Below are 23,083 nucleotides of genomic sequence, written 5' to 3'. Positions count from 1 at the left end.
CGTGGTGGGTCTCTCAGCTTCTGGGCGTTATCCACACCCAAGGCTCCTTCGGCAGGTTTCCAGGGTTGAATGCCGCCAGCACGTCGGGCAACGGACCGGCAGGAAGGTGAAGCGATTCAAGGATCAGGTCCCGCACCCGTTCCGCAGGAATTCCGACGGCGGCGAGGTCGCCCAGCGTGACCGCGCCGTCCCGCTTTGCCAGCCTGGCGCCGTCGTGATTCACCACCAGCGGAACGTGGGCATATTCCGGGACCGGCAAGCCCAACAGCCTAGCCAAATACGCCTGCCGGGGAGTCGATGGAAGGAGGTCGTCGCCGCGCACCACCTGGTCAATTCCCTGTGCGGCGTCGTCCACCACCACCGCCAGGTTGTATGCCGTCACGCCGTCGTTCCGGCGCAGGACGAAGTCGTCCACCACGCCCACGTATTTCCCATGCAACTGGTCCTCAACACCCCACTCAGCAACGTCCGCAAGCAGGCGGATCGACGCCGGACGTGAGGCGCGCCGGATCTCACGTTCGGCGTGGGAAAGCCGCCGGCACGTGCCCGGATAGGCGCCTTGAGGCGCATGCGGCGCGGACGGTGCCTCCTGGATTTCCCGGCGCGTACAGAAGCATTCATAGGTGCGGCCTTCATGGGTGAGGCGGGCGATCGCGTCGTCGTAGAGCGCCGCGCGCTCAGTCTGGCGTACGACGGCAGCGTCCCAGCTGACGCCGATTGCCTCAAGATCGCGGAGCTGCTCCGCCTCCGCACCTGACCGGGCGCGGTCCAGGTCCTCCACGCGCAGCAGGAAATCACGGCCACTGGATTTCGCGAACAGCCAAGCAAGGATGGCCGTGCGGAGATTGCCGACGTGCAACTCGCCGGAGGGGCTCGGGGCGAATCGGCCAGCGGAAGTCATGATCCAAGCCTATGTGGGTCTTCGGGGCAGGGCCGCCGGGCTGGTGTTGCGTCTCAAGTCCAGGCAACGCAAGAGCCCCTCAGCTACCGCAACGATCCGGTGGCTCAGGGGCTCTTACTGTGCTGCCCGCACGAACGGGCGAGTGCAGAATGACAATGCTGTGAACAAGAGTCAATCAGCGGCTGCTTCCTTGCGGGAAACCTGTGCAGGGCTCCGGGTGGTGTTCCGGGTGCCTGGTGCCTGCGGGGTCCGGCGGTAGCCTCGTCCTGCTTCGTTGTCACCATTTGAGCAGGAGACATACAGTTGGTGCAACGGACAACGATAAGAATGGTCGATCTGACCAGTCTGTCGTGAAAACTTGGACAGGAAGTGGTCACATTGCAGGAACTCGATGCCACGGACCGCCGGATCCTCGTCGCGCTTGATGAAGATCCGCGGGTGCCCATCATGGTGTTGGCGCAGAAGCTCCACCTCGCACGGGGGACTGTTCAATCACGGCTGGAACGGATGACCACGGCCGGAGCCCTGCGCCCGAACAGCAGCCGTGTTCTGCCGTCCGCCCTGGGACGCGGTGTTGCCGCCGCAGTCAGCGCAGAACTCGACCAGAGCCATTTGAACGAAGCCATCGCCGCCCTCCGGAACATCCCCGAAGTCCTCGAATGCCACGCACCCGCCGGAGACACCGACCTCATCATCAGGGTGGTGGCCAAGAGCCCGGACGACCTCTACCGGGTATCCGAGGAAATTCGACTGTGTCCCGGAATCGTGCGCACGTCCACCAGCATGTTCCTCCGGGAAGTCATTCCGTATCGAACCACCGGCCTGCTCCAGGAGTAGGGCGGCACGTTATTCACGCCGCACGTTATTCACATAGGGCAGTTGTGCCCATGTGCCGGTCTCTGGCCGCGGCCTAGGATGGGGACAGATCAACGGCAGACAATTTTGGGGGCATGGTGGCGGGCAACTTCTACGGCGCAGACGTCGCGCAGCTGCGTCAGTTGGCCAAGGAACTGGCCCGTAACGCGGACCGCCTCACGGATCTGGGACAACAGTTGTCAGGGTCCATCACCAACAGTCCATGGCGGGGGAACGACGGCGACCGCTTCCGTCATGACTGGAACAGCTCGCATCTGCGGGCCCTCCAGAGTGCGGCTTCCGGCATCAAGGCAGCGTCGCAGAGCCTGCTGAAGAACGCTCAGGAACAGGACGCAGCCAGCACTGGTGGCGGGCCCGGTGGCGCTGGCTCCGGTGGACCTGGTTCATCCGGCGGGAAGGGACAGGAGCTAACGGACCTGCTCAACGGCATGACGCCCGAGGAGCGGTCCGAATACCTCCGCAGCGACGAGTTCAAGAAGTGGGCGCTCGAACATCCCGACGAAGCCAAGGCAGCCATGGATGCGGCCGCGGATTCGGGGCTTATCGAAAAGAAGTCACCCGAATACTCCCAATTCCTCAGCGATTACTGGAACCAACAGGCCATGCGGGAGATGGGCATAGATCCCTCCACTTGGGACACCAGCAAGGGCACCGAGTACAACTGGGAAACCATCAAAAAGGTCTACGACTTCTACGGGCAGGCTTTCCTGTCCAACCCGGACCTCCAATGGGCTGGCATGGCCAACATGATCGGCCCCTCCTTCGCCGGTGGCTTCAAGGACATGGCCATGCTGCGTGACCTCGCACAGCAAATAGCCGACAACCCGGCCTCGGACATCCCCATCCCGGTCCTGGATCAGATCGAGCAACTGGCCGGCATGACCGATGCCGAGATCAAGTTCTATGAGACGTCCATGCTGGACATGAACAAAGAGATCTTCCTGGACCAGGCCCGCCAGCACCAGGCGTATATGAATGGCGGGATAGACGAGATCAACCGCCTCCGTGATTCCGGGGCCATCGACCCCGGAACTGCAGAGGCGTGGGCGCAGATCGATTCCGGCGACCCCGCTCAGGTCAAGGAGGGCAACACAGCCCTGTTGTACCGCGAGCAGAACGAAATCATCGCTGACGACTACACGAACATGCGCAACCACCCTGGCGGGGAAGCCGTAACCTACATGGTCACCCTGGCCGGCGAGCCATCCATCCCTGGAGCCAAGAGCTATCCCGAGGTCTTCCCCTACGAATTCAGCGTGGAGAGCCCGGGACCCCAGAACATCCCCTTCACCAACTGGGATAATCCGGCACAGTTCCGCACCGACTTCACCACCGGATTCCCGGACGGCAACATCGCGGACGCCGACCAAAGGTGGGCCCTCATCAAGCAGGACACGCTGCCGGCCTACCAGGACCTCTTGGCCAACAATCCGCAGGAGGCCAGGGACATCATCGGCTCAGACTTCAACGATCGCGTTGAGCAGTATCGGCCCACCAACAATATTCCCGGCATCATGGACCGGTTCGTGGATGGCTTCGACGCGGAGGTGCACCAATGATCCGGCCCGCCTTCCGCCCGGCCCCCGGGTTCCTGAAGCTCGCAGTCTCGGTGATGGTGGGACTCGGAATTTTTGCCACCACTGCATGCCAAATGCCCGGCCCTGTTCCGCAGTCGCAGTCGTCGGAAACGTCCCCATCTTCCCAAGGGAGCACAGTGATAACCTCGGAATTTTCCACGCTCGACGCCGCAGGTGTTGACCGGATCAGGACAGACAAACAGGCCCGGCTGGACATGGGCAGCGGTACGCTGCAGAAATCAGCCGTGCGTGTTTCCGGGGATAGCTACGGCCCGGAAATCAACACCCAAGGCTCCGGCAAGATCAACCTCACGATCGTGGGCCCCAGCGGCGAGATCAGCGGCCAAACGGACCGCATCCGGTTCAAGACCACGGACGCCAGGCCCGATTTCACCGAGGTCACCTACTTCCTCACCGCGGATTCACTTGACGGACTCAGCACTCTCATCCGCGATGGCGTGGAGAAGTACGGCATCGACTCCGATGATGCCGAGCGTTGGATTGACTCCGCCAGCAAGGACCCCGGGTCAAAGAGCGACTACTCGCTGACCTCGGGTACCAGCACGGGGCTTGAAGTGAACTACGACCTCCGCTTTGACGGCTCCAAGGACCAGCAGGTCATCATCGTTCACGTGAGCCCGGCAAGCTGACCCGCCTGTTACCTGGGGTCGGGTTAGACGGGTGGACCGATGTTCGTCTTCAGGTTCTTCATCACCAGGGTTGATGTCAGGCGTTCTACCGCAGGAAGCGCTGCGAGCTCGTCGTCGTAGAAGCGCTGATAGGCAGGCAGGTCGGCGGCGATGACCTTCAGCAGGTAGTCCGGAGAGCCGAAGAGCCGTTGGGCCTCCACAATATTGGGACTCGCTGTTATGCGCTCCTCAAACTCGGCCAAAATGGTGCGTTCCACCTGCCTGAGGGTGACAAACACAATGGCCTCGAAACCCAACCCCACCGCGGCAGGGTCGATGTCGGCACGGTACCCGCGGATCACCCCCGATGACTCCAAATCGCGAAGCCGCCGGTGGCATGGGGCTACGGTCAAACCCACCTTGGAAGCGAGCGCCGTGGCCGTCATTCGTCCATCCTCTTTGAGGTGACGCAAAATGCTTCTATCGATTCCGTCAATCACGCAATAATCTTACCCAAGACACGCGATTCAGAGCTAAATCAGGGAACACTTATGGGGCCATTTTCCCTAGAGTTTTCCTACCAACTAACTCTGGAGAGATCGTGAATCCGCAGCTGTTCCTCGCCTTCATGCTTGTGTCCGTCAGCTTGGCGTGCACCCCCGGCGTCGACTGGGCATACTCGATTTCCGCCGGCCTCCGTCAACGGAGTTTCGTCCCTGCTGTTGCCGGCCTCTGCAGTGGGTACGTCGTCCATACATTGCTGATGGCAGCAGGATTGGCCGCGCTGCTGGCAGGAGTCCCGGGACTCCTCGGGTGGCTGACCATCGCCGGCGCCGCTTACTTGCTTTGGCTCGGCGTCGTTACGATCCGCTCGTGGCGAGGGGCGAGCTTCAGCGCGGAAGGCGGCGTCGTGCAGTCCGGAAACCAGCTCCGAACGTTTCTCCAGGGCATGGGCACCAGCGGCATCAACCCCAAGGGCCTGCTGTTTTTCGTCGCCTTGGTTCCGCAGTTCGTCAGCCCCGAGGCATCGCTGCCCGTTCCGGTCCAGTCAGGCTTGCTGGGCCTGACCTTCGTCATCCTTGCCGGCTCGGTCTATACCGGCGTGGCCTTGACGTCCCGGAAGCTGCTGGCTTCCCGGCCGGGGGCCGCGCGCGTTGTGACGCTGGTCAGCGGGATCATCATGATCGGACTCGGGACAATACTGTTGTCGGAACAACTCCTTCCACTGCTGCTGCAGCAGGCGCCGGCGGGCGCTTAGGCCGCCAGCAGCTCGTCCAGGCGCTCGTAGCCTTCAACAACTCCGTAGTTCATGCCGGTGGCCAACGCCATATCCCGGGCTTCAACGGAGGGATAGACCTCATGGGCAACGATGCGCGTGCGACCATCCACTTCCTCGAACGTGGTGGTGCTCAGGCCGACCTGGTTCGGGGCGCCGTCGAATTCGAAGGTCATGATGATCAGCGCGTCAGCATCCACAGTGTGGAAAATACCGCGGAAGCCGTACATCCCATCGCCACCACCACTTTCATAGTGCCAACTGCCACCAGTGGTCGCGTTGTACTCGGTTACTTTCGTCACCGCGCTCCGCGGCCCCAGCCACTTGGCCAGAAGGTCCGGGTCAACGTGGGCTTTGAAAACTGCACTGACCGGGGCATCGAATTCGCGGACTGTGTCAACGAACGGGACGCCGTTGTCGGCGGTGATTGTTGTTGGATTGCTCATTTCAGTTCCTCTTTCTTCTTTGCTGGTTGTGTTTATGGTTCTTGTTCCAATGGACTGGCGCCCAGCAGCGCGTCGAGCCGCCGGAAGCGGGATTCGGCGATCAGCCGGTACTGGTCAATCCAGGCCGTCAAACGCTCAAGCGCCGCCGCATCCAGATGGACAGGCCGGCGCTGGGCGTCGCGGGAGCGGGTCACCAGCCCCGCGTGCTCCAAGACCTGGATGTGCTTTGAAACGGCTTGCTTGGTGATGGCGAATGGTTCAGCGAGCTCGTTGACAGTCGCGTCTCCCCGGGAAAGCCGCGCAACGATCGCACGCCTGACCGGATCAGCCAATGCCATGAAGGCTCTGTCCAAGGTGTCAGGGCCCGGAGCATCTTGTTCCATCGCCGCGTCACCCTTTCGTCGTCAGCCAAACTCTAATCAACTCTTTGCTTGATCAACTGTTTGGTTGATTACGACGTTACGCCTCTCCTGCGGAAGGCACAATGGTTTTTCTATTCGCCGCCCAGCTGCCGGAAGTCGTTCTCCCAAAGCCTGCGCATTTCGGCGTCTTTACGGATGACTTCCAAGGTCTCCAGCTCTGCCGGCGGGGCAGGCCGCTTGGACCGAGGAGTCAGGGTACGGCGGCCCTGGTCGACCGCCAGGAGTGCCCTGTCTGTCACGGCGTCATTCTTCAGTGCGAGATTGGTCTTCCGACGCCGCAGGACTTCCTTCAAGGCAGCCTGCGCAGATTCGAAATCGCCCCGGGCCCGCAGGGAACGTGCCCGGACCAACAACAAGGCGGCCGAAAGGTCGTCCGTGTTGAGCAAACCCTCAGTCCAGAGCACAACGTCGCGGTGCCGCTCCAACGAGTACGCAGCAGTGCAGCGTGCCAAGGCAGAAGGCAACGACGGCGGCAGGCCAACCACCGCTTCCAGGGCCGACTCGGTCATCCCCATCTCCCGCAGGCAATGGGACAGCGCCAGGAACACGGATTCCTCGCTGAACAAGACCGGAACCTCAATACGTTCGGCAACCTCAACCCGGGTGACCACCTGCCCAAGGTAGATGGCCGAGAACTGGCTGGCGTCGTCGTCGATCCTTGTTGTCAGACCGCGCTGCAACAGTTCGGACGCCCTGAGGAACCCGCCGTGCTTGTACGCGAGCAGGCCGGCCATCACATTGCACAACCCGGCCCACCCCGGATTCATCCGGCCAAAGGCAAGGAGTCGATCCGGCTCCGTGGACGTGAAGACGGCCTCGTGCATCGCCTTCGCCGTCTTGGGGGACAGCATCTTCAGCCTCGGAACATTGCCCACCAAGGACAACTTCGCGTGGTCCCGGCCGTTCAGGACCCCGGAGAGAACGTCATTGACGCCTTCCGCCAAGCCGCGGACCGGTGTCCGCACGTAACCCTCCCGGAACGGCGTCAAATCCCGGGTGTCATGGAAGATCGTGTGCACGCGCCCATTTGGAACTTGGCTCATGAAACCATGCTAACCGCCGCTGAACTGGGCACATCCCCTGCTATCGGAAGCATTTCAGGAGTATTATGGCGGCGTCGGCAAGGTTTTGCCACACCCCTTGCCGCAGGTCGGCTCTCCATGAGAAGAGCCGGTTAACCGCGTGAAAGGGAGGACTTGATGACCACCGCTTCGCACCCCGCCGAACACCACCACATGATGGGGTTGACACTTCGCAACACCGCCATGGGCGTTGGCATAGTATTTCTGCTGGTTGGTGTCCTGGGCTTCATCCCGGGAATCACCACCAATTTCGGCGCCATGACCTTTGCGGGACATGAATCCGGCGCCATGCTGCTTGGAGTCTTCCAAGTGTCCATACTCCACAACATCGTTCATCTGCTGTTTGGCGTGGCCGGCTTGGCCATGGCAAGGAACGCACGCATGGCCCGCCTGTTTCTCCTGGGCGGCGGCGCCGTGTACATCGTTCTTTGGATCTACGGCCTGGTCATCAACCAGGAAACAGGCGCCAACTTCGTTCCGTTCAACACGGCCGACAACTGGCTGCACCTGATCCTCGGCGTTGCCATGATCGGTTTGGGCGCCTGGCTGGGCAGGGATGCCATGGACGAATCACCGGCGGCGCGAAGGAACATGTAACCTTCCTGCACGTCTTGTGAATCAACGACGGCGGCGGCTGCCCCCTCGTGGGGACGGCCGCCGTTTCGTCTCCGCCCAGATGGCATTTGATGACAATCCCGGAGCCTGGGATTGTCATCAAATGGCATCTCGGCGCAGGTCTATCCGAGCAGGCGGTGCTCGTAGGCGAACGCAACGAGCTGCAGGCGCGTACGGACGCCGAGCTTGGTAAGAACGCTCCGCAGGTGGGTCTTGACCGTTGCTTCCGATACGAACAGGCTCTCGGCCATTTCGCTATTGCTCAAACCCTTTGCCGCCAGCAGGAAGACGTCCTTCTCCCGGGCCGACAAAGATTCGAGAACAGAAAGATCCGGGCCGGCGGGCGGGACCGTCCGGGCGGCGTGCTGAAACAAATCATGGACCGATCCTGGCGCGATCACCGAATAGCCTGAATGAACTGTCCGGATAGCGGCCAGCAGGAACTCCGGTTCCGCACTCTTGAGCAGGTACCCACTGGCCCCCGCCTGGACAGCTTCCACCACTGCCTGGTCGCGGTTGAAAGTCGTCAGCGCGATGATCTTCGGTTTTTCCGTACCCTCCCGCGCAGCTGCATCCGAGATCTTCTTCGTGGCGGTGACACCGTCCATGACAGGCATGCGAAGATCCATGAGCATGACATCAGGCGGCTGCTCCGCCGCGAGTGCAACGGCCTCACTGCCGTCGCCGGCCTCCCAGGCCAGCCGCATGTCGGGCTGGCTTTCAACCAGCATCCGAATCCCCGCCCGGAAAAGGGCCTGATCGTCAATCAACGCGACGGAGACGGCCTCGGAGGTATTAGCCACGCTCATTGGCCTCCTCCAGGGCGATCTTGTCCATGTCGTTAAGGGATTCCTCCGGCAGCCTGGGACCGGGCAGCCCGGCCCCACCTTGCACGCCATACGGAAGAAACGCAGTGACGCGGAACTGTTGGCCATCGGGACCGGCCGTCAGCCAGCCGCCGGCAAGATGGGCGCGTTCGCGCATTCCGGCGATACCCCGCCCGATACGCTCCCCGGCATTGCCGGTGTCCGTTTCCCCCAATGAAGCGGACACCGGCAGATCAGAGGAGGCATGGAGTGTCAGGCCGGGCCCGCTCCAGTCAAAGTGCACGCTCACCGTGGAGCCCCTGCCGGCATGTTTCAAGGCATTGGTCAGGCATTCTTGAACGATTCGAAAAACGGCGAGTTGCTGGCCGGCCCCCAGTTCAACAGGCAACCCGCTTTCGCTGTGTTGAATCTTGAGGTTGCCCTGCCTCATACGTTCCATCAGGGGTTCGACATCGCTGATCAACGGTTGCGGCGCAACCATCCCGTCGCCCCGGACACCCTCAATCACTCGTTGCGCATCGACCAACGCGTGCCTTGCCGACACAGCTATGTTTTCCAAAGCATTCAAGACCGGTTTCGGCTGCCCATGGCTCAAGTACCGCGTACCGTCGGCCTGGGCAGCGATAACCGCCAGGGAGTGCGCCAACACATCGTGCAGGTCACGGGCGATCCGCGTACGTTCCTGCTCGACGATCAGTTCGATTTCAGTTTCCTTAAGGCTGGCCTGGGTGAGTACCTGTGCCTTGGACAATGCCCGGCGGTCTTCGTAGAGGGCTATGAGGATGCCAAGTGTGCCGCAAGCGGCAGCAACCAGCAGCAAAATGCTCAACAATTGCCAGCCGTAGTTCCTCAGCGCGAAGCCATCTCCCACGTACAACGGCCTGAACCATCCGACCCCGTTGCCGTAGCGGGCGGAGATCATCATGTAGGTCATGACCAAAGCGAAGAGGACATTGGCGGTGACGGCCAGGATTCTCTGCCTCTTGTTGCCCGTCCACATGATGAACCCCAGTGATACAAAGGATCCCAGGTAGATGGCCCAATGGTTCGCCAACATGGCGGGGATAGCGTGGAGCAGTTGGCCGAGCAGCAGGACGGCCGTCAGCCCAAGTGAAATGTAGGGCTTCCAGATCGAAGTTCCGATCGCTGCCGTCATCACCAGGAGCGGTATGGCACCCGGCCAATAGAAGCCCGGCCACGGCCCCATACGACCTGCCTCCCCCACGCACCACAGCACAAAGAAGATGGCTGCCGCCGCGGGGGCGCCCCAATGCCGGACAACTCTCAGTGTTCGTTCCATGCCAGTCAGACTATCCACGCAGGTGGATGCTGCTCCGCCAATAATCGGCCCCGCCGTCGATCTCCACCCATGGGCCAGCAGATTCATCCTTTGGGCCAAGGCACCACTACCGGGCTTAGCGCGGGGCGCGTCCACCCAACCGTGTGGTGACCTTGGCAGCGGCTGCAGCACACGCTTCGCCGAGGCTGGTCAGGGTGTCCTGCGAGACACGGAATTTCGGCGCAGGGATCAGGACCGACGCCACGATGTCGCCCCGATGGTCATAAACGGGAGATGCCACGCCCACCTCTTCGATGGACGTTTCCCCGAAGTTCACAGCCCAGCCGCGCTCCATCGATTCCTTCAGCCGCACGAGGTATGTCTCAACCGCGTCCTCGTCCATGCCAGTAAGGATGACCGAACCGCTGCGCAACAGCTGGCGCACGCGGTCCTCGTTCTCCGCGGCAAGGAACACCTGCACCGACGAGCTCAGGGCCTCGTTGTACCGGGCACCCAGCGGAGCGAGGTGCTTGACCTGGTGCCGGCTGGGGATCTGTTCCACGCACATGGATTCGTTGCCGTTCCACACCATCAGCGCACTGGTCTCCCCTGTACGCTCGGTGAGTTCGCGCAGCACCGGGTAGGCGACACGGCGCTCTTCGAGTTCCGCCAGGAGCGGGCCCGCCATGGCGATCATCCCCAGCCCCATGCGGAACCTGCGCGAATCGACGTCGCGCTCTACGAGGTTCTCCTGTTCCAGCGTCGCCAGGATGCGGGAGACGGTGCTCTTGTGCAGGCCGATCCGGCCCGCGATTTCGGTAACTCCCAGTAGGGGTTCGTCGGCGGTGAAGCTTCGCAGGACTGCTATGGCGTTGACGATCACCGACGTGCTTTTGTTGTCGCCGGTGCTGCTGCTGTTGTCAGGAGTCTCGCTGGATTCCGGGGGAGTCATGTGTTCACTATATTTCGCTGGAGTTATTTGACCGGGGTCCGCGCCAGAGGAAGCCGCTTGGCCGGTGGACACCGTGCACAGTATCCACCGGCCCAACCACCTAGGCTCCGATGATGTTGTACTCGGGGCCAAACGGGAACTTGGTGATGTTCTCGGCCCTGTCTTCGCCAACCACCAGGATGTCGTGTTCGCGGTATCCGCCGGCACCCGGCTGGCCATCCAGCACGGTGATCATCGGTTCCATGGAAACCACCATCCCCGGCTCCAGCACGGTATCGATGTCTTCGCGCAGCTCAAGGCCTGCCTCGCGGCCGTAGTAATGGCTGAGCACGCCGAACGAGTGTCCGTAGCCGAACGTGCGGTTGGCCAGCAGCCCGTGGCTGACGTAGATCTCGTTCAGCTCAGCGGCGATGTCCTTGCAGACTGCGCCGGGCTTGATCAGCTCCAGTCCGCGCTTGTGGACCTCCACGTTGATGTTCCACAGTTCCAGGGAGCGGGCATCCGGTTCGCCGTAGAACAAGGTGCGCTCCAGGGCCGTGTAGTAGCCACTGGTCATGGGGAAACAGTTCAGGGACAGGATGTCGTGGTCCTGGATCTTGCGTGTAGTGGCCCAGTTGTGGGCGCCGTCGGTGTTGATGCCGGACTGGAACCACACCCACGTGTCCCGGATTTCGGAGTCCGGGAACGTACGGGCGATCTCGTGCACCATGGCTTCGGTGCCGATCAGTGCGACCTCATACTCCGTGATGCCGGCCGTAATGGCGTTCCGGATGGCTTCGCCGCCCAGGTCACCGATGCGGGCGCCGTGCTTGATGACCGCGATTTCCTCGTCCGACTTGATCATGCGCTGCCGCATGGCCGCCTGGGCCACATCCACCAGCGTCGCACCGGAGAAGGCGGCCTGGATCTTGTTGCGGTTATCCAGCGGCAGCGAGTCATCTTCGACGCCGATGCGGCGGGGGTTGATGCCGCGGGTGCGCAGGACTTCCTGGATTGCGTGGATGTAGTTGTCACGGCGCCAGTCCGTGTAGACCAGGTTGTCGCCGTAGCTGCGGCGCCAAGGCATCCCGGCGTCGATATTAGCCGTAATGGTGACAGTGTCATCCTTGGTGACCACCATCCCGTAGGAACGGCCAAAGTAGGTGAAGAGGAAGTCGGAGTAGTACTTGATGGAGTGGTAGCTGGTCAGGATGACGGCGTCGAGGTCCTTCTCGGCCATGATGCGGCGCAGGCCGCTGAGGCGGCGCTCGAACTCTGCATCGGTGAACGTCAGCGAGACCTTCCCGCCGTTGTTGAGGACCTTGGTGCGCTCGAGCTTGGCGACATCGTTGACGGCCTCGTTCTGGGTGATGGTCATGGTATTTCCTTTCAATGGGTTGGTAGTTCTAGTCCTGCAGGAGAGGCTTCTTGGAAGTCTCGGCGGCGAACAGGACTGCGATGAGGGAAACTATTGCGGCCGCCACGAGATACCAGCCGGGCGCCAGCTTGCTGTGGGTCACGCCGATCAGGAGGGTTGCCATGAACGGTGCAGTGCCGCCGAACAACGCGTTGGAGAGGTTGAAGCTCACGGCGAAGCCGGTGTACCGGACCTTCGTGGGGAACAGCTCGGCGAGGAAACTGGGCAAGGTGCCGTCGTTGAGGGTAAGCATGCCGCCCAGCAGGATCTGCACCAGCACGATCACCAGGAAGTTGCGTGTGTCCAGGAGCATGAATGCCGGCACCGTCAGCAGGATGAAGAGGACTGAGGCCGTGATGAGCATTCGCTTTCGGCCGAACTTGTCCGAGGCGATGCCCGTCAGGAAGATGAAGCCGATGTAGCTGGCCAGGGCGATGGTCGTGGCCAGGAACGACTCCGTGGCACCGAAGCCCAGTTCCTCAGACAAATACGTCGGCATGTAGCTGAGGATGACGTAGAACCCGACGGCGTTGAGCAGCACCGCGCCCGTGGCGATGATGAGCTGCTTCCGGTACGTCTTGAACATGGCCAAGGCCGGGGCTTTGACGCTGTTGTCCTTCTCGGCCAGTTCCCGGAACGCCGGGGTGTCCTCCAGCTTGGTCCGGATGTATCTGCCGATGAGGCCCATGGGCGCCGCGAGCAGGAACGGCAACCGCCAGCCCCAGTCGCCCAGCTGCTCTGCGGTGAGCAGCGAACTGAGGAGCGCGGCCAGCAAAGACCCCAGCAGCAGTCCCGCTGCGGTACTTGCAGGCACGACGGCGGCATACAGTCCGCGACGATTCGCCGGTGCATACTCCACCAGGAAGGCGGACGCCCCGGCGTACTCGCCTGCTGCGGAGAAGCCCTGGACAACCCTGACCAGCAGGAGCAGGACGGGCGCCATCACGCCGATTGTGGCGTAGCCCGGTATCAGTGCGATGCAGAACGTCGCCACCGACATCAGGACGATCGAGAGGGAAAGCGCCTGCTTCCTTCCAAGGCGGTCGCCGATATGGCCCCAGATGAAACCGCCAAGCGGCCTCACGAAGAAACTGATTGCGAAGACACCGAACGTCGCGAGCAGGGCTGTTTGACGGTCGGACTCGGGGAAGAAAACAGTAGAGATAGTGCCGGCCAGGTAGCCATAGACGGCGTAATCGAACCACTCAACAAAGTTGCCGATGAAGCTGGCAGTGACCACACGACGTCGGGTGTCCTTGCTGACTGTGTTGTTGGGGGTGTGGTTGGGGCCGGAGGCGGAGGAAATGCCTTGCTCGGCTGCCACAGAGGATTCATTGCTCATGTGTCCACCAAAATCATTGGGGTTGCATTCAACGCAACGCTGTTGCATCAGACTATGTGTGAGCGACGCCACGGTCAAGGGCAATTTTGAATCTTTATGTGACCGTGGATATGACCTTGGCTTGCGCGAACCCTGGCCGAAGCGAGTCGACTCTGTTGCGATAACGCCAACCGAGTTGCATTTGCAATCGATCCTCTCTCACCTTCCGGACCTTTTTCGCCGACGCCCTCTCACCTGGGTGGTGGAGGCCGACGTCGGCACTCAAGGCGGCATCGTCGTCGGACTCTGCCTTCTGGCGGCTGAGGAGGCTCCCGAGGCCAAGACGACGCGAGTCGGGATCGCGCGAGCGCAGTAGCCCGGCCCGGAGTGAGAGAAGGTCAGGGAAAACCGGCCAAACCGTGAGAGAGCATCGGCAAAAACCGCGCACACCGTGAGAGAGCATCGGCAAGAACCGCGCAAACCGTGAGAGAGCGTCAGGAAAAACCGCGCACACCGCGAGAGAGCGTCGGCAAAAACCGCGCTAACCGTGAGAGAGCGTCAGGAAAAACCGCGCACACCGTGAGAGAGCGTCAGGAAAAACCGCGCTAACAGTGAGAGGGGGTCAGAGGACCTTGCGGATGGTCTCTTCGAAACTGACTACGTGGTGGAGGGCGAGCTCGGCGGCGCGGTCTTCGTCGCCGTCGGCAATGGCAGTCAGCAGCTCGGCGTGCTCGGAGATGTGGCCGGAGACTGAGGGCATTTTCTCAAGCATGTGGCACCAGATGCGGGTTGCGAGGTTGTCGTACCGGATCAGGACGTCTTCGAGGTGAGCGTTGGCCGAGGCCTTGTAGATAAGCCGGTGCACTTGAATGTCGTAGCGCATGAGTTCCTGGGAGGAATTGTCCTGACCTTCCAGGTCACGAATTGCATCAGCGACGGAGCGGAGCTCTGAACGCATGGCGGGGCTGGCCATGCGGGCAGCTTTCCGGGAGGCCAGGGGTTCCAGCAGTTCGCGGATCTCGGAGACCTCGGCGAGTTGGGTGATGTCCACGCCGGTGGCGAACGTGCCGCGCCGGGGGTATGACACCACGAGGTGGTCGCTTTCGAGGCGTTTGATGGCTTCACGGACGGGGGTGCGCCCGATTCCCAGTTCGGCGGCAATCTGGCCGTCATTGATGGGGTCGCCTGGCTTGATGTCCAGCATGATGAGCCGGTCGCGCAGCAGCAAGTAGGCGTTCTCCGCCAGGGACGTACCCTGCGGAACTGATTCCAGTGCTTCCAGTGCTGCGCTCATTAGTCTCTCCCGTTAGTCGCATTCATAGTCTGCTGGATGAGTTACCGCTGACCTGTTGACGACTATGTGATCTCCAACATACTATGGCAATAGTTCTAATATATCAGTTGCCTAACAGTCGGCCACTAGAAAAGCTTTTGAAGGAGAACACCATGGTTGAACCGCTGATCCGCCCGCTCGCCCAGGCGGACCCGGAGGTCGATCAGGCGATCGCCCAGGAACTCATCCGCCAGCAGTCAACGCTGGAAATGATCGCCTCTGAGAACTTCGCCCCCACGGCTGTCATGGAAGCCCAGGGCTCGGTGCTGACCAACAAGTACGCCGAAGGCTACCCGGGCAAGCGTTATTACGGCGGCTGCGAACACGTTGATGTGATCGAGCAGCTGGCCATCGACCGTCTCAAGTCCCTGTTTGGCGCGGAATTCGCCAACGTCCAGCCCCACTCCGGAGCCCAGGCGAACGCCTCGGCGATGCACGCACTGATCACCCCGGGCGACACCATCATGGGCTTGAACCTCGCCCACGGCGGCCACCTGACCCACGGCATGCGCATCAATTTCTCCGGCAAGCTCTACAAGGTTGTCCCGTACGGCGTCCGGGAGGACACCCACACCGTGGACATGGCCGAAGTTGAGCGCCTCGCCCTTGAGAGCAAGCCCCAGCTGATCGTCGCCGGCTGGTCCGCGTACTCCCGCCACTTGGACTTCGCCGAGTTCCGCCGCATTGCGGACTTGGTGGGCGCCTACCTCATGGTGGACATGGCCCACTTCGCCGGCCTCGTGGCAGCGGGACTTCACCCCAGCCCGGTCCCCCACGCGCACATCGTCACCAGCACCACCCACAAGACCCTCGGCGGCCCCCGCGGTGGAGTGATCCTGACCAACGACGCCGACATCGCCAAGAAGGTTAACTCCGCTGTCTTCCCCGGCCAGCAGGGTGGCCCCTTGGAGCACGTGATTGCAGCCAAGGCCGTTGCCTTCAAGATGGCCGCCGAGCCCGAGTTCCAGGAACGCCAGGTCCGCGTCCTGGAAGGCTCCAAGATCCTGGCCGAACGCCTCCTGCAGGACGACGTTGCCGCAGCCGGCATCTCCGTGGTCAGCGGCGGAACCGACGTCCACTTGGTCCTCGCCGACCTCCGCCACTCAGTACTTAACGGTCAGCAGGCCGAGGACACGCTGCACCGCATCGGCATCACGGTCAACCGCAACGCCGTCCCCTTCGATCCCCGCCCGCCGATGGTTTCCTCCGGCCTGCGCATCGGCACTCCCGCCCTCGCCGCCCGCGGCTTCGGCGCCGAGGACTTCACCGAAGTCTCAGACATTATTGCGACGGCGTTGATCGCCGCAGCGAACAGCGGCACCCAGGCAAGCGGCGACGCAAGCAGCACAGAAGGTGACGTCACCCTTGACGAAACCACCGCCGTCGAACTCCGCAGCCGCGTGACCGCGCTGGCGGGCAAGTTCCCCCTCTATCCCCACCTCGGCAAAGGCGCCGAAACCGAACTCGAAGCAGAACTGATTGGAGCAGCCCAGTGAGTGCAGACCACCTCCCCGAACACCCGGACTTCCTCTGGCGCAACCCGGACCCGAAGAAAAGCTACGACGCCGTGATTGTGGGCGGCGGCGGGCACGGCCTGGCCACCGCGTACTTCCTGGCCAAGAACCACGGCATGACGAACATCGCCATTCTGGAAAAGGGCTGGCTGGCCGGTGGAAACATGGCCCGCAACACCACCATCATCCGTTCCAACTACCTCTGGGACGAGAGCGCTGCCATCTACGAGCACGCGCTCAAGCTCTGGGAAATCCTCCCGGAAGAGCTGGAGTACGACTTCCTGTTCAGCCAGCGCGGCGTCATGAACCTGGCCCACACCCTGGGCGATGTCCGAGAAAGCGTTCGCCGCGTAGGAGCCAACCGGCTCAACGGTGTGGACGCTGAGTGGTTGGACCCGCAGCAGGTCAAGGAACTCTGCCCCATCCTGAACATCAGCGACAACATCCGCTACCCCGTCATGGGTGCCACCTACCAGCCGCGCGCAGGCATCGCCAAGCACGACCACGTGGCATGGGCCTTCGCCCGCAAGTGCGATGAACTGGGCGTGGACATCATCCAGAACTGCGAAGTCACCGGCTTCATCAAGGACGGCAACCGGGTCACCGGCGTCAAGACCACCCGCGGCAACATCAACACCGAAAAGGTGGGTCTCTGCGCCGCCGGCCACAGCTCGGTCCTGGCAGAAATGGCCGGCTTCCGCCTGCCGATCCAGTCGCACCCGCTCCAGGCGTTGGTGTCCGAACTGCACGAACCGGTCCACCCCACGGTGGTCATGTCCAATCACGTGCACGTCTACGTTTCCCAGGCCCACAAGGGTGAACTGGTGATGGGCGCAGGCGTCGATTCCTACAACGGCTACGGCCAGCGCGGCTCGTTCCACGTGATCGAGGAGCAGATGGCGGCGGCCGTTGAACTCTTCCCAATCTTCGCCCGGGCCCACGTGCTCCGAACCTGGGGAGGCATCGTGGACACCACGTTGGACGCCTCCCCGATTGTGGGCCTCTCCCCGGTGGAGAACATGTTCGTCAACTGCGGTTGGGGAACCGGTGGCTTCAAGGGCACGCCCGCGGCAGGCCTGACGTTCGCGCACACCATTGCCACCGGCGCGCCGCACACGTTGAACAAGCCGTTCGCGCTGGAACGCTTCGAGACCGGCGCCTTGATCGACGAACACGGCGCCGCAGCCGTAGCCCACTAGCCAGGACAGGACAGACATGCTCCTCATTTCATGCCCCAACTGCGGGCCACGCGACGAAACCGAATTCCACTACGGCGGCCAAGCACACGTCGCCTACCCGGAGAGCCCCAATGACCTCACGGACCGCGAATGGGCTGAATACCTGTTCTACCGCGAGAACACCAAGGGAACCTTCGCCGAGCGGTGGGTTCACAGCACGGGCTGCCGGCAGTGGTTCAACATGCTCCGCGACACCGTGACCTACGAGATCCACTCCATCTACGGGATGGGCCAGCCCCGCCCGGAGCTCCAAGCAAGCGCTGCGAGCGCCGGGGCAAGCAAGAGCGACCCCACCCAGCCGGGCGAGTTCACCCAGTCGGGCGACTTCGGCCAAGCCAGCGCACCGGGCCTCGCCCCCGGCGCCACAGCCCCCACGGCCACCACCCCCATCTCCTCGGAAGGAGTCTAGAAGTGACCAGCAAGAACGCACGCCTCGCCACCGGCGGACGCATCGATCGCAGCATCTCTTGGCGCTTCACAGTGGACGGCCAGGAATTCACCGGTCACCCGGGTGACACCATCGCTTCGGCGCTGCTGGCCAACGGCCACATCAGCGCCGGCAACTCCCTCTATGAGGACCGCCCCCGCGGCATCATGGCCGCCGGCGTGGAAGAGTCCAACGCCCTGGTCAAGATCGCTCCCCGCTTCCGGGGCCACGTCGCCGAATCAATGCTTCCCGCCACGGCAGTTTCCTTGGTGGACGGCATGAACATTGAGCTCTTGTCCGGCCTTGGCAAGCTTGATCCCAACGAGGACAAGGCTGAGTACGACAAGAAGTATGTCCACACGGATGTCCTGGTAGTCGGCGGCGGTATTGCCGGGCTGGCGGCCGCCCGCGAAGCTGTCCGCACCGGTGCCCGCGTCATCCTCATTGACGACCAGCCCGAACTTGGCGGCTCCCTGCTCTCCGGCTCAACCGCCGAAGGCCTCGCCGAAGTGATCGAAGGCAAGGCGGCCCTGGAGTGGGTTGCTGATGTCGAGGCAGAGCTGGTTTCCGCCGGCGAGTGCACGGTCCTGAACCGCACGACGGCCTTCGGTTCCTACGATTCCAACTACTTCATCGCAGCCCAGAACCGCACGGACCACCTGAGCGTTCCGGCAGCTTCGGGCGTATCCCGCCAGCGGATTTGGCACATCCGTGCCAAGCAGGTTGTCCTGGCTCCGGGCGCCCATGAGCGTCCGTTGGTGTTCGAGAACAACGACCGCCCGGGCATCATGCTCGCCTCGGCCGCCCGCACTTACCTGAACCGCTACGCCGTGGCCGCCGGTTCACGCGTTGTCATCAGCACCACCAACGACTCCGCTTACGCTCTTGCCGCGGACCTGCAGGCAGCAGGCGTGGCGATTGCCGCCGTCGTCGATGCCCGTCCGCAGATCAGCGCGAAGGCCGCCGCCGCCGTCGAGTCCGGTATCCGGGTCCTCATCGGCAGCGCCGTGGCGGATACGTCGGCGGACGGGAATGGCCGCCTGAACGGCGTCACCGTCCGCAGCATCAACGACGACGGCGAACTCACCTCGGGCGTCGAACAGCTGGCTGCCGACCTTCTCGCAGTTTCCGGTGGCTGGTCCCCGGTGGTCCACCTCCACAGCCAGCGCCAGGGCAAGCTGCGTTGGGATGACGAGCTCGCAGCGTTCATTCCCACCAAACCGGTCCGCGACCAGCAGGTTGTGGGCGCAGGCCGTGGCAGCTACGAACTGGAGGATTGCCTGGCAGAGGGCATCTCGGCGGGAGCCGCAGCATCCATCGCGGCTGGTTTCGAGTCCGCCACCATCCCTGTGGAACTGCAGGCACCTGCAGCCAGCGCTCCCAGCCGCCAGCTCTGGCTGGTTCCCGGCCAGACCGGTGAGCCCGGCGAATGGCACCACCACTTTGTCGACTTCCAGCGCGACCAGTCCGTGGCTGACGTTCTCCGCTCCACCGGGGCCGGCATGCGCTCCGTGGAGCACGTCAAGCGTTACACCTCCATCAGCACGGCCAACGATCAGGGCAAGACATCCGGCGTCAACGCGATCGGCGTCATCGCCGCCGCGCTGAAGTTCGGTGGCGCAGAAAGCATCCCGGGCGTCGGCGAGATCGGCACCACCGCCTACCGCGCGCCGTTCACTCCCGTGGCCTTCGCAGCCTTGGCAGGCCGCCAGCGTGGCGAATTGTTCGACCCTGCCCGCGTGACCTCCATCCACCCGTGGCACGTTGCCCAGGGCGCACTGTTCGAGGATGTTGGACAGTGGAAGCGCCCCTGGTACTACCCGCAGGGCAGCGAGGACATGGACACCGCAGTCCTGCGTGAATGCGCAGCCGTCCGCGACTCCGTGGGCTTCATGGACGCCACCACGCTGGGCAAGATCGAGATCCGCGGCAAGGACGCCGGTGAATTCCTGAACCGCGTGTACACCAACGCCTTCAAGAAGCTCGCCCCGGGATCGGCCCGCTACGGAGTCATGTGCACCTTGGACGGCATGATCTTCGACGACGGCGTAACCCTCCGCTTGGACGATGACCGCTACTTCATGACCACCACCACCGGTGGCGCAGCCAAGGTGCTGGACTGGCTGGAAGAGTGGCACCAGACGGAGTGGCCGGAACTCGATGTGGTCTGCACGTCCGTGACGGAGCAGTGGAGCACCATCGCCGTCGTGGGCCCGAAGTCCCGCGCAGTGATCGCCAAGGTTGCTCCCCAGCTGGCCGAAAACGGTGGCCTGGATGCAGAAGCCTTCCCGTTCATGACCTTCCGCGAGACCACGCTGGCCTCCGGAGTGCAGGCACGCGTTTGCCGCATCTCCTTCTCCGGTGAACTGGCCTACGAAATCAACATCCCGTCCTGGTACGGACTCAACACCTGGGAAGCTGTTGCTGCCGCAGGTGCCGAGTTCAACATCACCCCGTACGGCACGGAAACCATGCACGTTCTTCGCGCCGAGAAGGGCTACCCGATCGTGGGGCAGGACACCGATGGCACGGTCACCCCGCAGGACGCCGGTATGGACTGGATCGTCTCCAAAGCCAAGGACTTCATCGGCAAGCGCTCCTACCTCCGCGAGGACGCCAGCCGCGAGGACCGCAAGCACCTGGTGAGCGTCCTTCCCGTGGACCACTCGCTGAGGTTGCCGGAAGGCACGCAGCTGGTGGAAAAGGGTATCCCGGTCAACCCGGCTAACGGACCCGTCCCCATGGAGGGCTTCGTGACCTCCAGTTACCACAGCGCCGCGCTGGGCCGTTCCTTCGCCCTGGCACTCATTCAAAACGGCCGCAACCGCATCGGCGAGACCCTTGTGGCCTCGCTGGGAGACCAATTGGTGGACGTGGTTGTTGGCGAAACCGTACTTTTCGATGCTGAAGGGACCCGCAAAGATGGCTGAAACAGCAACACCAGCAGAAACCGCACACGTCGACCGCGTCCGGGGCGCCCGCCGCAGCCCGGCCGAGCACCTGGCTGACGCTTTCACCTCCGGCTCCGTGCCGGGCACGGTGACGCTCACCGAAATCCCGTACCAGGCAATGGTTGGTCTTCGGGTTGACCGAACGTCCGACGCCGGTGCCCGCGTTGCGTCCGTGACCGGCGGATTGCCTGCCGCTTGCGGTGACGTGACGGGGACCGGTTCCGTGAACACCCTGTGGCTTGGCCCCACCGAGTTCATGGTCGTCGCGCCGGAGGAAGCCCACGATTCGCTCGGAGGCTCTTTGGTCAGCGATCTGACCACGGCATTGGGCAATGACGCGGGCCAGGTGGTGGACCTGTCCGCCAACCGCACCACGTTTGAGCTCTCCGGCAGCCACGCCCGTGCAGTACTGGAGAAGACGTGCGCCTTGGACCTGCACCCGCGGGTTTTCAAGGCCGGGACGGCTGTTTCCACCGAGCTCGCCCACATCCCGGTGATGCTCTGGAAGACCTCTGACGAGACCTACCGGATCTTTCCCCGGGCCTCGTTTGCCGATTTCCTGGGACGCTGGCTCCTCGATGCCATGCGGGAGTACGCCTCCCCCGAGGTCCCCTAATGGCACTGAGTGTGCTTGATCTGTTTTCTGTTGGCATCGGGCCGTCGTCTTCACACACGGTAGGCCCGATGCGCGCGGCAAAGCAGTTCACGGACGGTCTTGAATCGTCCGGCCAGCTTCCGGCTACGGTGCGCGTCCAGGCAGAGCTTTTCGGCTCCCTGGGCGCCACCGGCCGGGGCCACGGCTCAGACAAGGCTGTGGTGCTGGGGCTGCAAGGCCACTCCCCCGAAACCGTCAACACTCACACTGCCGATGACCAGGTTGCAGCGGCCGCACTCGATGCAGAACTGCGCTTGGCCGGCAACCACCGGGTTGACTTCAACTGGGACGAGGACGTGGTCCTGCACCGGCGCAAGTCGTTGCCGGCCCACCCCAACGGCATGACGTTCCGCGCGCTTGACCACACCGGCTCGGTCCTGCGGGAACGCAGCTACTACTCCATCGGGGGCGGCTTTGTGGTGGACGGGGACGTCTCCGGAGCCGACAAAGTGGTAGCCGATGACACCGTTCTGCCCTACCCCTTCAGCACTGCCGACGAACTGCTGGCCATCTGCCTCCGCGAGGGTAAGTCCATCTCGGACATCATGCTGGCCAACGAACTCGTGTGGCGTTCCGAGGAAGAACTGCGCGAACGGTTGCTGGGGATCTGGGCCGTCATGCAGGAGTGCGTGGACAACGGCTGCTCTGCCGAGGGAATCCTGCCGGGAGGCTTGAACGTCAGGCGACGGGCGCCGTCGTTGTTCAAGACGCTGGCCGCGACCGACGCCGCAAACAAGGCCCCCGGCGCTGCATCCAATCCTTCAGACCCCCTCCTCGCCATGGAATGGGTCAATCTGTTCGCCTTGGCCGTGAACGAGGAAAACGCCGCGGGCGGCAGGATCGTCACAGCACCCACGAATGGTGCCGCCGGCATTGTCCCGGCGGTGCTGCACTATTACACCAAGTTTGTTCCGGGAGCCAACGACGACGGTGTCGTGCGCTTCCTGCTGGCGGCGGCCGCCGTCGGAATTCTGTTCAAGATCAACGCGTCCATTTCGGGTGCCGAAGTCGGCTGCCAAGGCGAGGTTGGTTCCGCCTGCTCCATGGCCGCTGCGGGGCTCTGCGAAGTCCTCGGCGGAACGCCTGAGCAGGTGGAAAATGCTGCCGAAGTGGGCATCGAACACAACCTGGGACTCACCTGCGATCCCGTGGGCGGACTGGTGCAGATCCCCTGCATCGAACGCAACGCGATCGCCAGCGTCAAGGCCATCAACGCCGCCCGCCTCGCCCTGCACGGCGATGGCAGCCACAAAGTGTCCTTGGACAAAGCCATCAAGACCATGCGCGAAACAGGCGCGGACATGAAATCAAAGTACAAGGAGACCTCCCGTGGAGGCCTCGCCGTCAACGTAGTGGAGTGCTAGCC

General features: G+C 62.9%; 22 protein-coding genes. 11 read left to right on the top strand and 11 right to left on the bottom strand.

Annotated elements, in window-relative coordinates; translation table 11 throughout:
• Positions 1 to 13 precede the first annotated feature (13 nt).
• Complete coding sequence (gene gluQRS / locus GVL04_RS21395) at positions 14 to 901, bottom strand: tRNA glutamyl-Q(34) synthetase GluQRS (protein WP_159708280.1); 888 nt, start codon at positions 899 to 901, stop codon at positions 14 to 16.
• 378 nt (positions 902 to 1,279) lie between these two features.
• On the opposite strand from gluQRS, the gene GVL04_RS21390 reads away from it, so the two are divergent.
• The 3 genes from GVL04_RS21390 (at position 1,280) to GVL04_RS21380 (ending at position 4,004) form a co-directional block, all read left to right on the top strand.
• Complete coding sequence (locus GVL04_RS21390) at positions 1,280 to 1,738, top strand: Lrp/AsnC family transcriptional regulator (protein ID WP_200846922.1); 459 nt, start codon at positions 1,280 to 1,282, stop codon at positions 1,736 to 1,738.
• A gap of 116 nt (positions 1,739 to 1,854) precedes the next feature.
• Positions 1,855 to 3,336 (top strand): WXG100 family type VII secretion target, encoded by a 1,482-nt coding sequence (locus GVL04_RS21385; RefSeq protein WP_159708326.1) that lies wholly within the window; start codon positions 1,855 to 1,857, stop codon positions 3,334 to 3,336.
• The gene (locus GVL04_RS21380; RefSeq protein ID WP_159708276.1) at positions 3,333 to 4,004 is read left to right on the top strand and encodes a hypothetical protein; all 672 of its coding nucleotides are present in this window, start codon (positions 3,333 to 3,335) and stop codon (positions 4,002 to 4,004) included. The genes GVL04_RS21385 and GVL04_RS21380 overlap by 4 nt, the downstream gene beginning before the upstream one ends.
• A gap of 23 nt (positions 4,005 to 4,027) precedes the next feature.
• Here GVL04_RS21380 and GVL04_RS21375 read toward each other — a convergent pair whose 3' ends face one another.
• Positions 4,028 to 4,483: an Lrp/AsnC family transcriptional regulator gene (locus GVL04_RS21375; protein WP_159708274.1), complete on the bottom strand. Its 456-nt coding sequence runs from the start codon at positions 4,481 to 4,483 to the stop codon at positions 4,028 to 4,030.
• A 101-nt stretch (positions 4,484 to 4,584) separates the two neighbouring features.
• Between GVL04_RS21375 and GVL04_RS21370 the strand changes: the two genes are divergently transcribed.
• On the top strand, positions 4,585 to 5,241 hold the full coding sequence (locus GVL04_RS21370) for a LysE family translocator (RefSeq protein ID WP_159708272.1): 657 nt from the start codon (positions 4,585 to 4,587) through the stop codon (positions 5,239 to 5,241).
• On the opposite strand, the gene GVL04_RS21365 is transcribed toward GVL04_RS21370, so the two are convergent.
• From GVL04_RS21365 to GVL04_RS21355, 3 genes are all read right to left on the bottom strand, one after another.
• On the bottom strand, positions 5,238 to 5,705 hold the full coding sequence (locus GVL04_RS21365) for an SRPBCC family protein (RefSeq protein WP_159708270.1): 468 nt from the start codon (positions 5,703 to 5,705) through the stop codon (positions 5,238 to 5,240). The genes GVL04_RS21370 and GVL04_RS21365 overlap by 4 nt on opposite strands.
• Before the next feature lie 32 nt (positions 5,706 to 5,737).
• The gene (locus GVL04_RS21360; RefSeq protein ID WP_159708268.1) at positions 5,738 to 6,088 is read right to left on the bottom strand and encodes a helix-turn-helix transcriptional regulator; all 351 of its coding nucleotides are present in this window, start codon (positions 6,086 to 6,088) and stop codon (positions 5,738 to 5,740) included.
• A 110-nt stretch (positions 6,089 to 6,198) separates the two neighbouring features.
• A complete protein-coding gene (locus GVL04_RS21355; protein ID WP_159708266.1) occupies positions 6,199 to 7,170 on the bottom strand; it encodes a hypothetical protein in 972 nt (323 codons plus the stop codon).
• Positions 7,171 to 7,326: 156 nt separating this feature from the next.
• Here GVL04_RS21355 and GVL04_RS21350 point away from each other — a divergent pair, with 156 nt between their 5' ends.
• A complete protein-coding gene (locus GVL04_RS21350) occupies positions 7,327 to 7,806 on the top strand; it encodes a DUF4383 domain-containing protein (protein WP_159708264.1) in 480 nt (159 codons plus the stop codon).
• Positions 7,807 to 7,946: 140 nt separating this feature from the next.
• Here GVL04_RS21350 and GVL04_RS21345 read toward each other — a convergent pair whose 3' ends face one another.
• The 6 genes from GVL04_RS21345 to GVL04_RS21320 all read right to left on the bottom strand — a co-directional run bounded on the left by GVL04_RS21345 (position 7,947) and on the right by GVL04_RS21320 (position 14,893).
• Positions 7,947 to 8,633, bottom strand: coding sequence for a response regulator transcription factor (locus GVL04_RS21345; RefSeq protein ID WP_159708262.1), 687 nt, complete (start codon positions 8,631 to 8,633; stop codon positions 7,947 to 7,949).
• Complete coding sequence (locus GVL04_RS21340; protein ID WP_235036387.1) at positions 8,620 to 9,951, bottom strand: sensor histidine kinase; 1,332 nt, start codon at positions 9,949 to 9,951, stop codon at positions 8,620 to 8,622. Before GVL04_RS21340 ends, GVL04_RS21345 begins: the two co-directional genes overlap by 14 nt.
• 115 nt (positions 9,952 to 10,066) lie before the next feature.
• The gene (locus GVL04_RS21335; RefSeq protein ID WP_159708260.1) at positions 10,067 to 10,882 is read right to left on the bottom strand and encodes an IclR family transcriptional regulator; all 816 of its coding nucleotides are present in this window, start codon (positions 10,880 to 10,882) and stop codon (positions 10,067 to 10,069) included.
• 100 nt (positions 10,883 to 10,982) lie between these two features.
• Positions 10,983 to 12,239, bottom strand: coding sequence for an aminopeptidase P family protein (locus tag GVL04_RS21330; protein WP_159708258.1), 1,257 nt, complete (start codon positions 12,237 to 12,239; stop codon positions 10,983 to 10,985).
• A 28-nt stretch (positions 12,240 to 12,267) separates the two neighbouring features.
• Positions 12,268 to 13,620: an MFS transporter gene (locus tag GVL04_RS21325; RefSeq protein WP_159708256.1), complete on the bottom strand. Its 1,353-nt coding sequence runs from the start codon at positions 13,618 to 13,620 to the stop codon at positions 12,268 to 12,270.
• A 601-nt stretch (positions 13,621 to 14,221) separates the two neighbouring features.
• Positions 14,222 to 14,893 carry a GntR family transcriptional regulator gene (locus tag GVL04_RS21320; RefSeq protein WP_159708254.1) on the bottom strand — a complete coding sequence of 224 codons (672 nt, stop codon included), beginning with the start codon at positions 14,891 to 14,893 and terminating at the stop codon, positions 14,222 to 14,224.
• A 152-nt stretch (positions 14,894 to 15,045) separates the two neighbouring features.
• On the opposite strand from GVL04_RS21320, the gene glyA reads away from it, so the two are divergent.
• The 6 genes from glyA to GVL04_RS21290 are packed head-to-tail and all read left to right on the top strand — an operon-like array spanning position 15,046 to position 23,081.
• Positions 15,046 to 16,428: a serine hydroxymethyltransferase gene (glyA, locus tag GVL04_RS21315; protein WP_159708252.1), complete on the top strand. Its 1,383-nt coding sequence runs from the start codon at positions 15,046 to 15,048 to the stop codon at positions 16,426 to 16,428.
• On the top strand, positions 16,425 to 17,645 hold the full coding sequence (locus GVL04_RS21310; RefSeq protein WP_159708250.1) for a sarcosine oxidase subunit beta family protein: 1,221 nt from the start codon (positions 16,425 to 16,427) through the stop codon (positions 17,643 to 17,645). The genes glyA and GVL04_RS21310 overlap by 4 nt, the downstream gene beginning before the upstream one ends.
• A gap of 16 nt (positions 17,646 to 17,661) precedes the next feature.
• Positions 17,662 to 18,093, top strand: coding sequence for a sarcosine oxidase subunit delta (locus GVL04_RS21305; protein WP_159708248.1), 432 nt, complete (start codon positions 17,662 to 17,664; stop codon positions 18,091 to 18,093).
• A 2-nt stretch (positions 18,094 to 18,095) separates the two neighbouring features.
• On the top strand, positions 18,096 to 21,041 hold the full coding sequence (locus GVL04_RS21300; RefSeq protein ID WP_159708246.1) for a 2Fe-2S iron-sulfur cluster-binding protein: 2,946 nt from the start codon (positions 18,096 to 18,098) through the stop codon (positions 21,039 to 21,041).
• The gene (locus GVL04_RS21295) at positions 21,034 to 21,678 is read left to right on the top strand and encodes a sarcosine oxidase subunit gamma (protein WP_159708244.1); all 645 of its coding nucleotides are present in this window, start codon (positions 21,034 to 21,036) and stop codon (positions 21,676 to 21,678) included. The genes GVL04_RS21300 and GVL04_RS21295 overlap by 8 nt, the downstream gene beginning before the upstream one ends.
• On the top strand, positions 21,678 to 23,081 hold the full coding sequence (locus GVL04_RS21290) for an L-serine ammonia-lyase (RefSeq protein ID WP_159708242.1): 1,404 nt from the start codon (positions 21,678 to 21,680) through the stop codon (positions 23,079 to 23,081). The genes GVL04_RS21295 and GVL04_RS21290 overlap by 1 nt, the downstream gene beginning before the upstream one ends.
• The last annotated feature ends 2 nt before the right edge of the window (positions 23,082 to 23,083 follow it).

Source organism: Arthrobacter sp. 18067 (genome assembly GCF_902706295.1).
Taxonomy (GTDB): Bacteria; Actinomycetota; Actinomycetes; order Actinomycetales; family Micrococcaceae; genus Arthrobacter.
Note: the sequence above shows the minus strand (reverse complement) of the source record. Positions and strands in the feature narration are given on the sequence as shown.

Excerpts from the sequence above, each read along its gene's own strand:
- gluQRS (WP_159708280.1), bottom strand. The coding sequence starts at position 901 with ATGACTTCCGCTGGCCGATTCGCCCCGAGCCCCTCCGGCGAGTTGCAC.
- GVL04_RS21380 (WP_159708276.1), top strand. The coding sequence starts at position 3,333 with ATGATCCGGCCCGCCTTCCGCCCGGCCCCCGGGTTCCTGAAGCTCGCA.
- GVL04_RS21365 (WP_159708270.1), bottom strand. The coding sequence starts at position 5,705 with ATGAGCAATCCAACAACAATCACCGCCGACAACGGCGTCCCGTTCGTT.
- GVL04_RS21360 (WP_159708268.1), bottom strand. The coding sequence starts at position 6,088 with ATGGAACAAGATGCTCCGGGCCCTGACACCTTGGACAGAGCCTTCATG.
- GVL04_RS21355 (WP_159708266.1), bottom strand. The coding sequence starts at position 7,170 with ATGAGCCAAGTTCCAAATGGGCGCGTGCACACGATCTTCCATGACACC.
- GVL04_RS21350 (WP_159708264.1), top strand. The coding sequence starts at position 7,327 with ATGACCACCGCTTCGCACCCCGCCGAACACCACCACATGATGGGGTTG.
- GVL04_RS21345 (WP_159708262.1), bottom strand. The coding sequence starts at position 8,633 with ATGAGCGTGGCTAATACCTCCGAGGCCGTCTCCGTCGCGTTGATTGAC.
- GVL04_RS21340 (WP_235036387.1), bottom strand. The coding sequence starts at position 9,951 with ATGGAACGAACACTGAGAGTTGTCCGGCATTGGGGCGCCCCCGCGGCG.
- GVL04_RS21335 (WP_159708260.1), bottom strand. The coding sequence starts at position 10,882 with ATGACTCCCCCGGAATCCAGCGAGACTCCTGACAACAGCAGCAGCACC.
- GVL04_RS21330 (WP_159708258.1), bottom strand. The coding sequence starts at position 12,239 with ATGACCATCACCCAGAACGAGGCCGTCAACGATGTCGCCAAGCTCGAG.
- GVL04_RS21325 (WP_159708256.1), bottom strand. The coding sequence starts at position 13,620 with ATGAGCAATGAATCCTCTGTGGCAGCCGAGCAAGGCATTTCCTCCGCC.
- GVL04_RS21320 (WP_159708254.1), bottom strand. The coding sequence starts at position 14,893 with ATGAGCGCAGCACTGGAAGCACTGGAATCAGTTCCGCAGGGTACGTCC.
- glyA (WP_159708252.1), top strand. The coding sequence starts at position 15,046 with ATGGTTGAACCGCTGATCCGCCCGCTCGCCCAGGCGGACCCGGAGGTC.
- GVL04_RS21305 (WP_159708248.1), top strand. The coding sequence starts at position 17,662 with ATGCTCCTCATTTCATGCCCCAACTGCGGGCCACGCGACGAAACCGAA.
- GVL04_RS21295 (WP_159708244.1), top strand. The coding sequence starts at position 21,034 with ATGGCTGAAACAGCAACACCAGCAGAAACCGCACACGTCGACCGCGTC.
- GVL04_RS21290 (WP_159708242.1), top strand. The coding sequence starts at position 21,678 with ATGGCACTGAGTGTGCTTGATCTGTTTTCTGTTGGCATCGGGCCGTCG.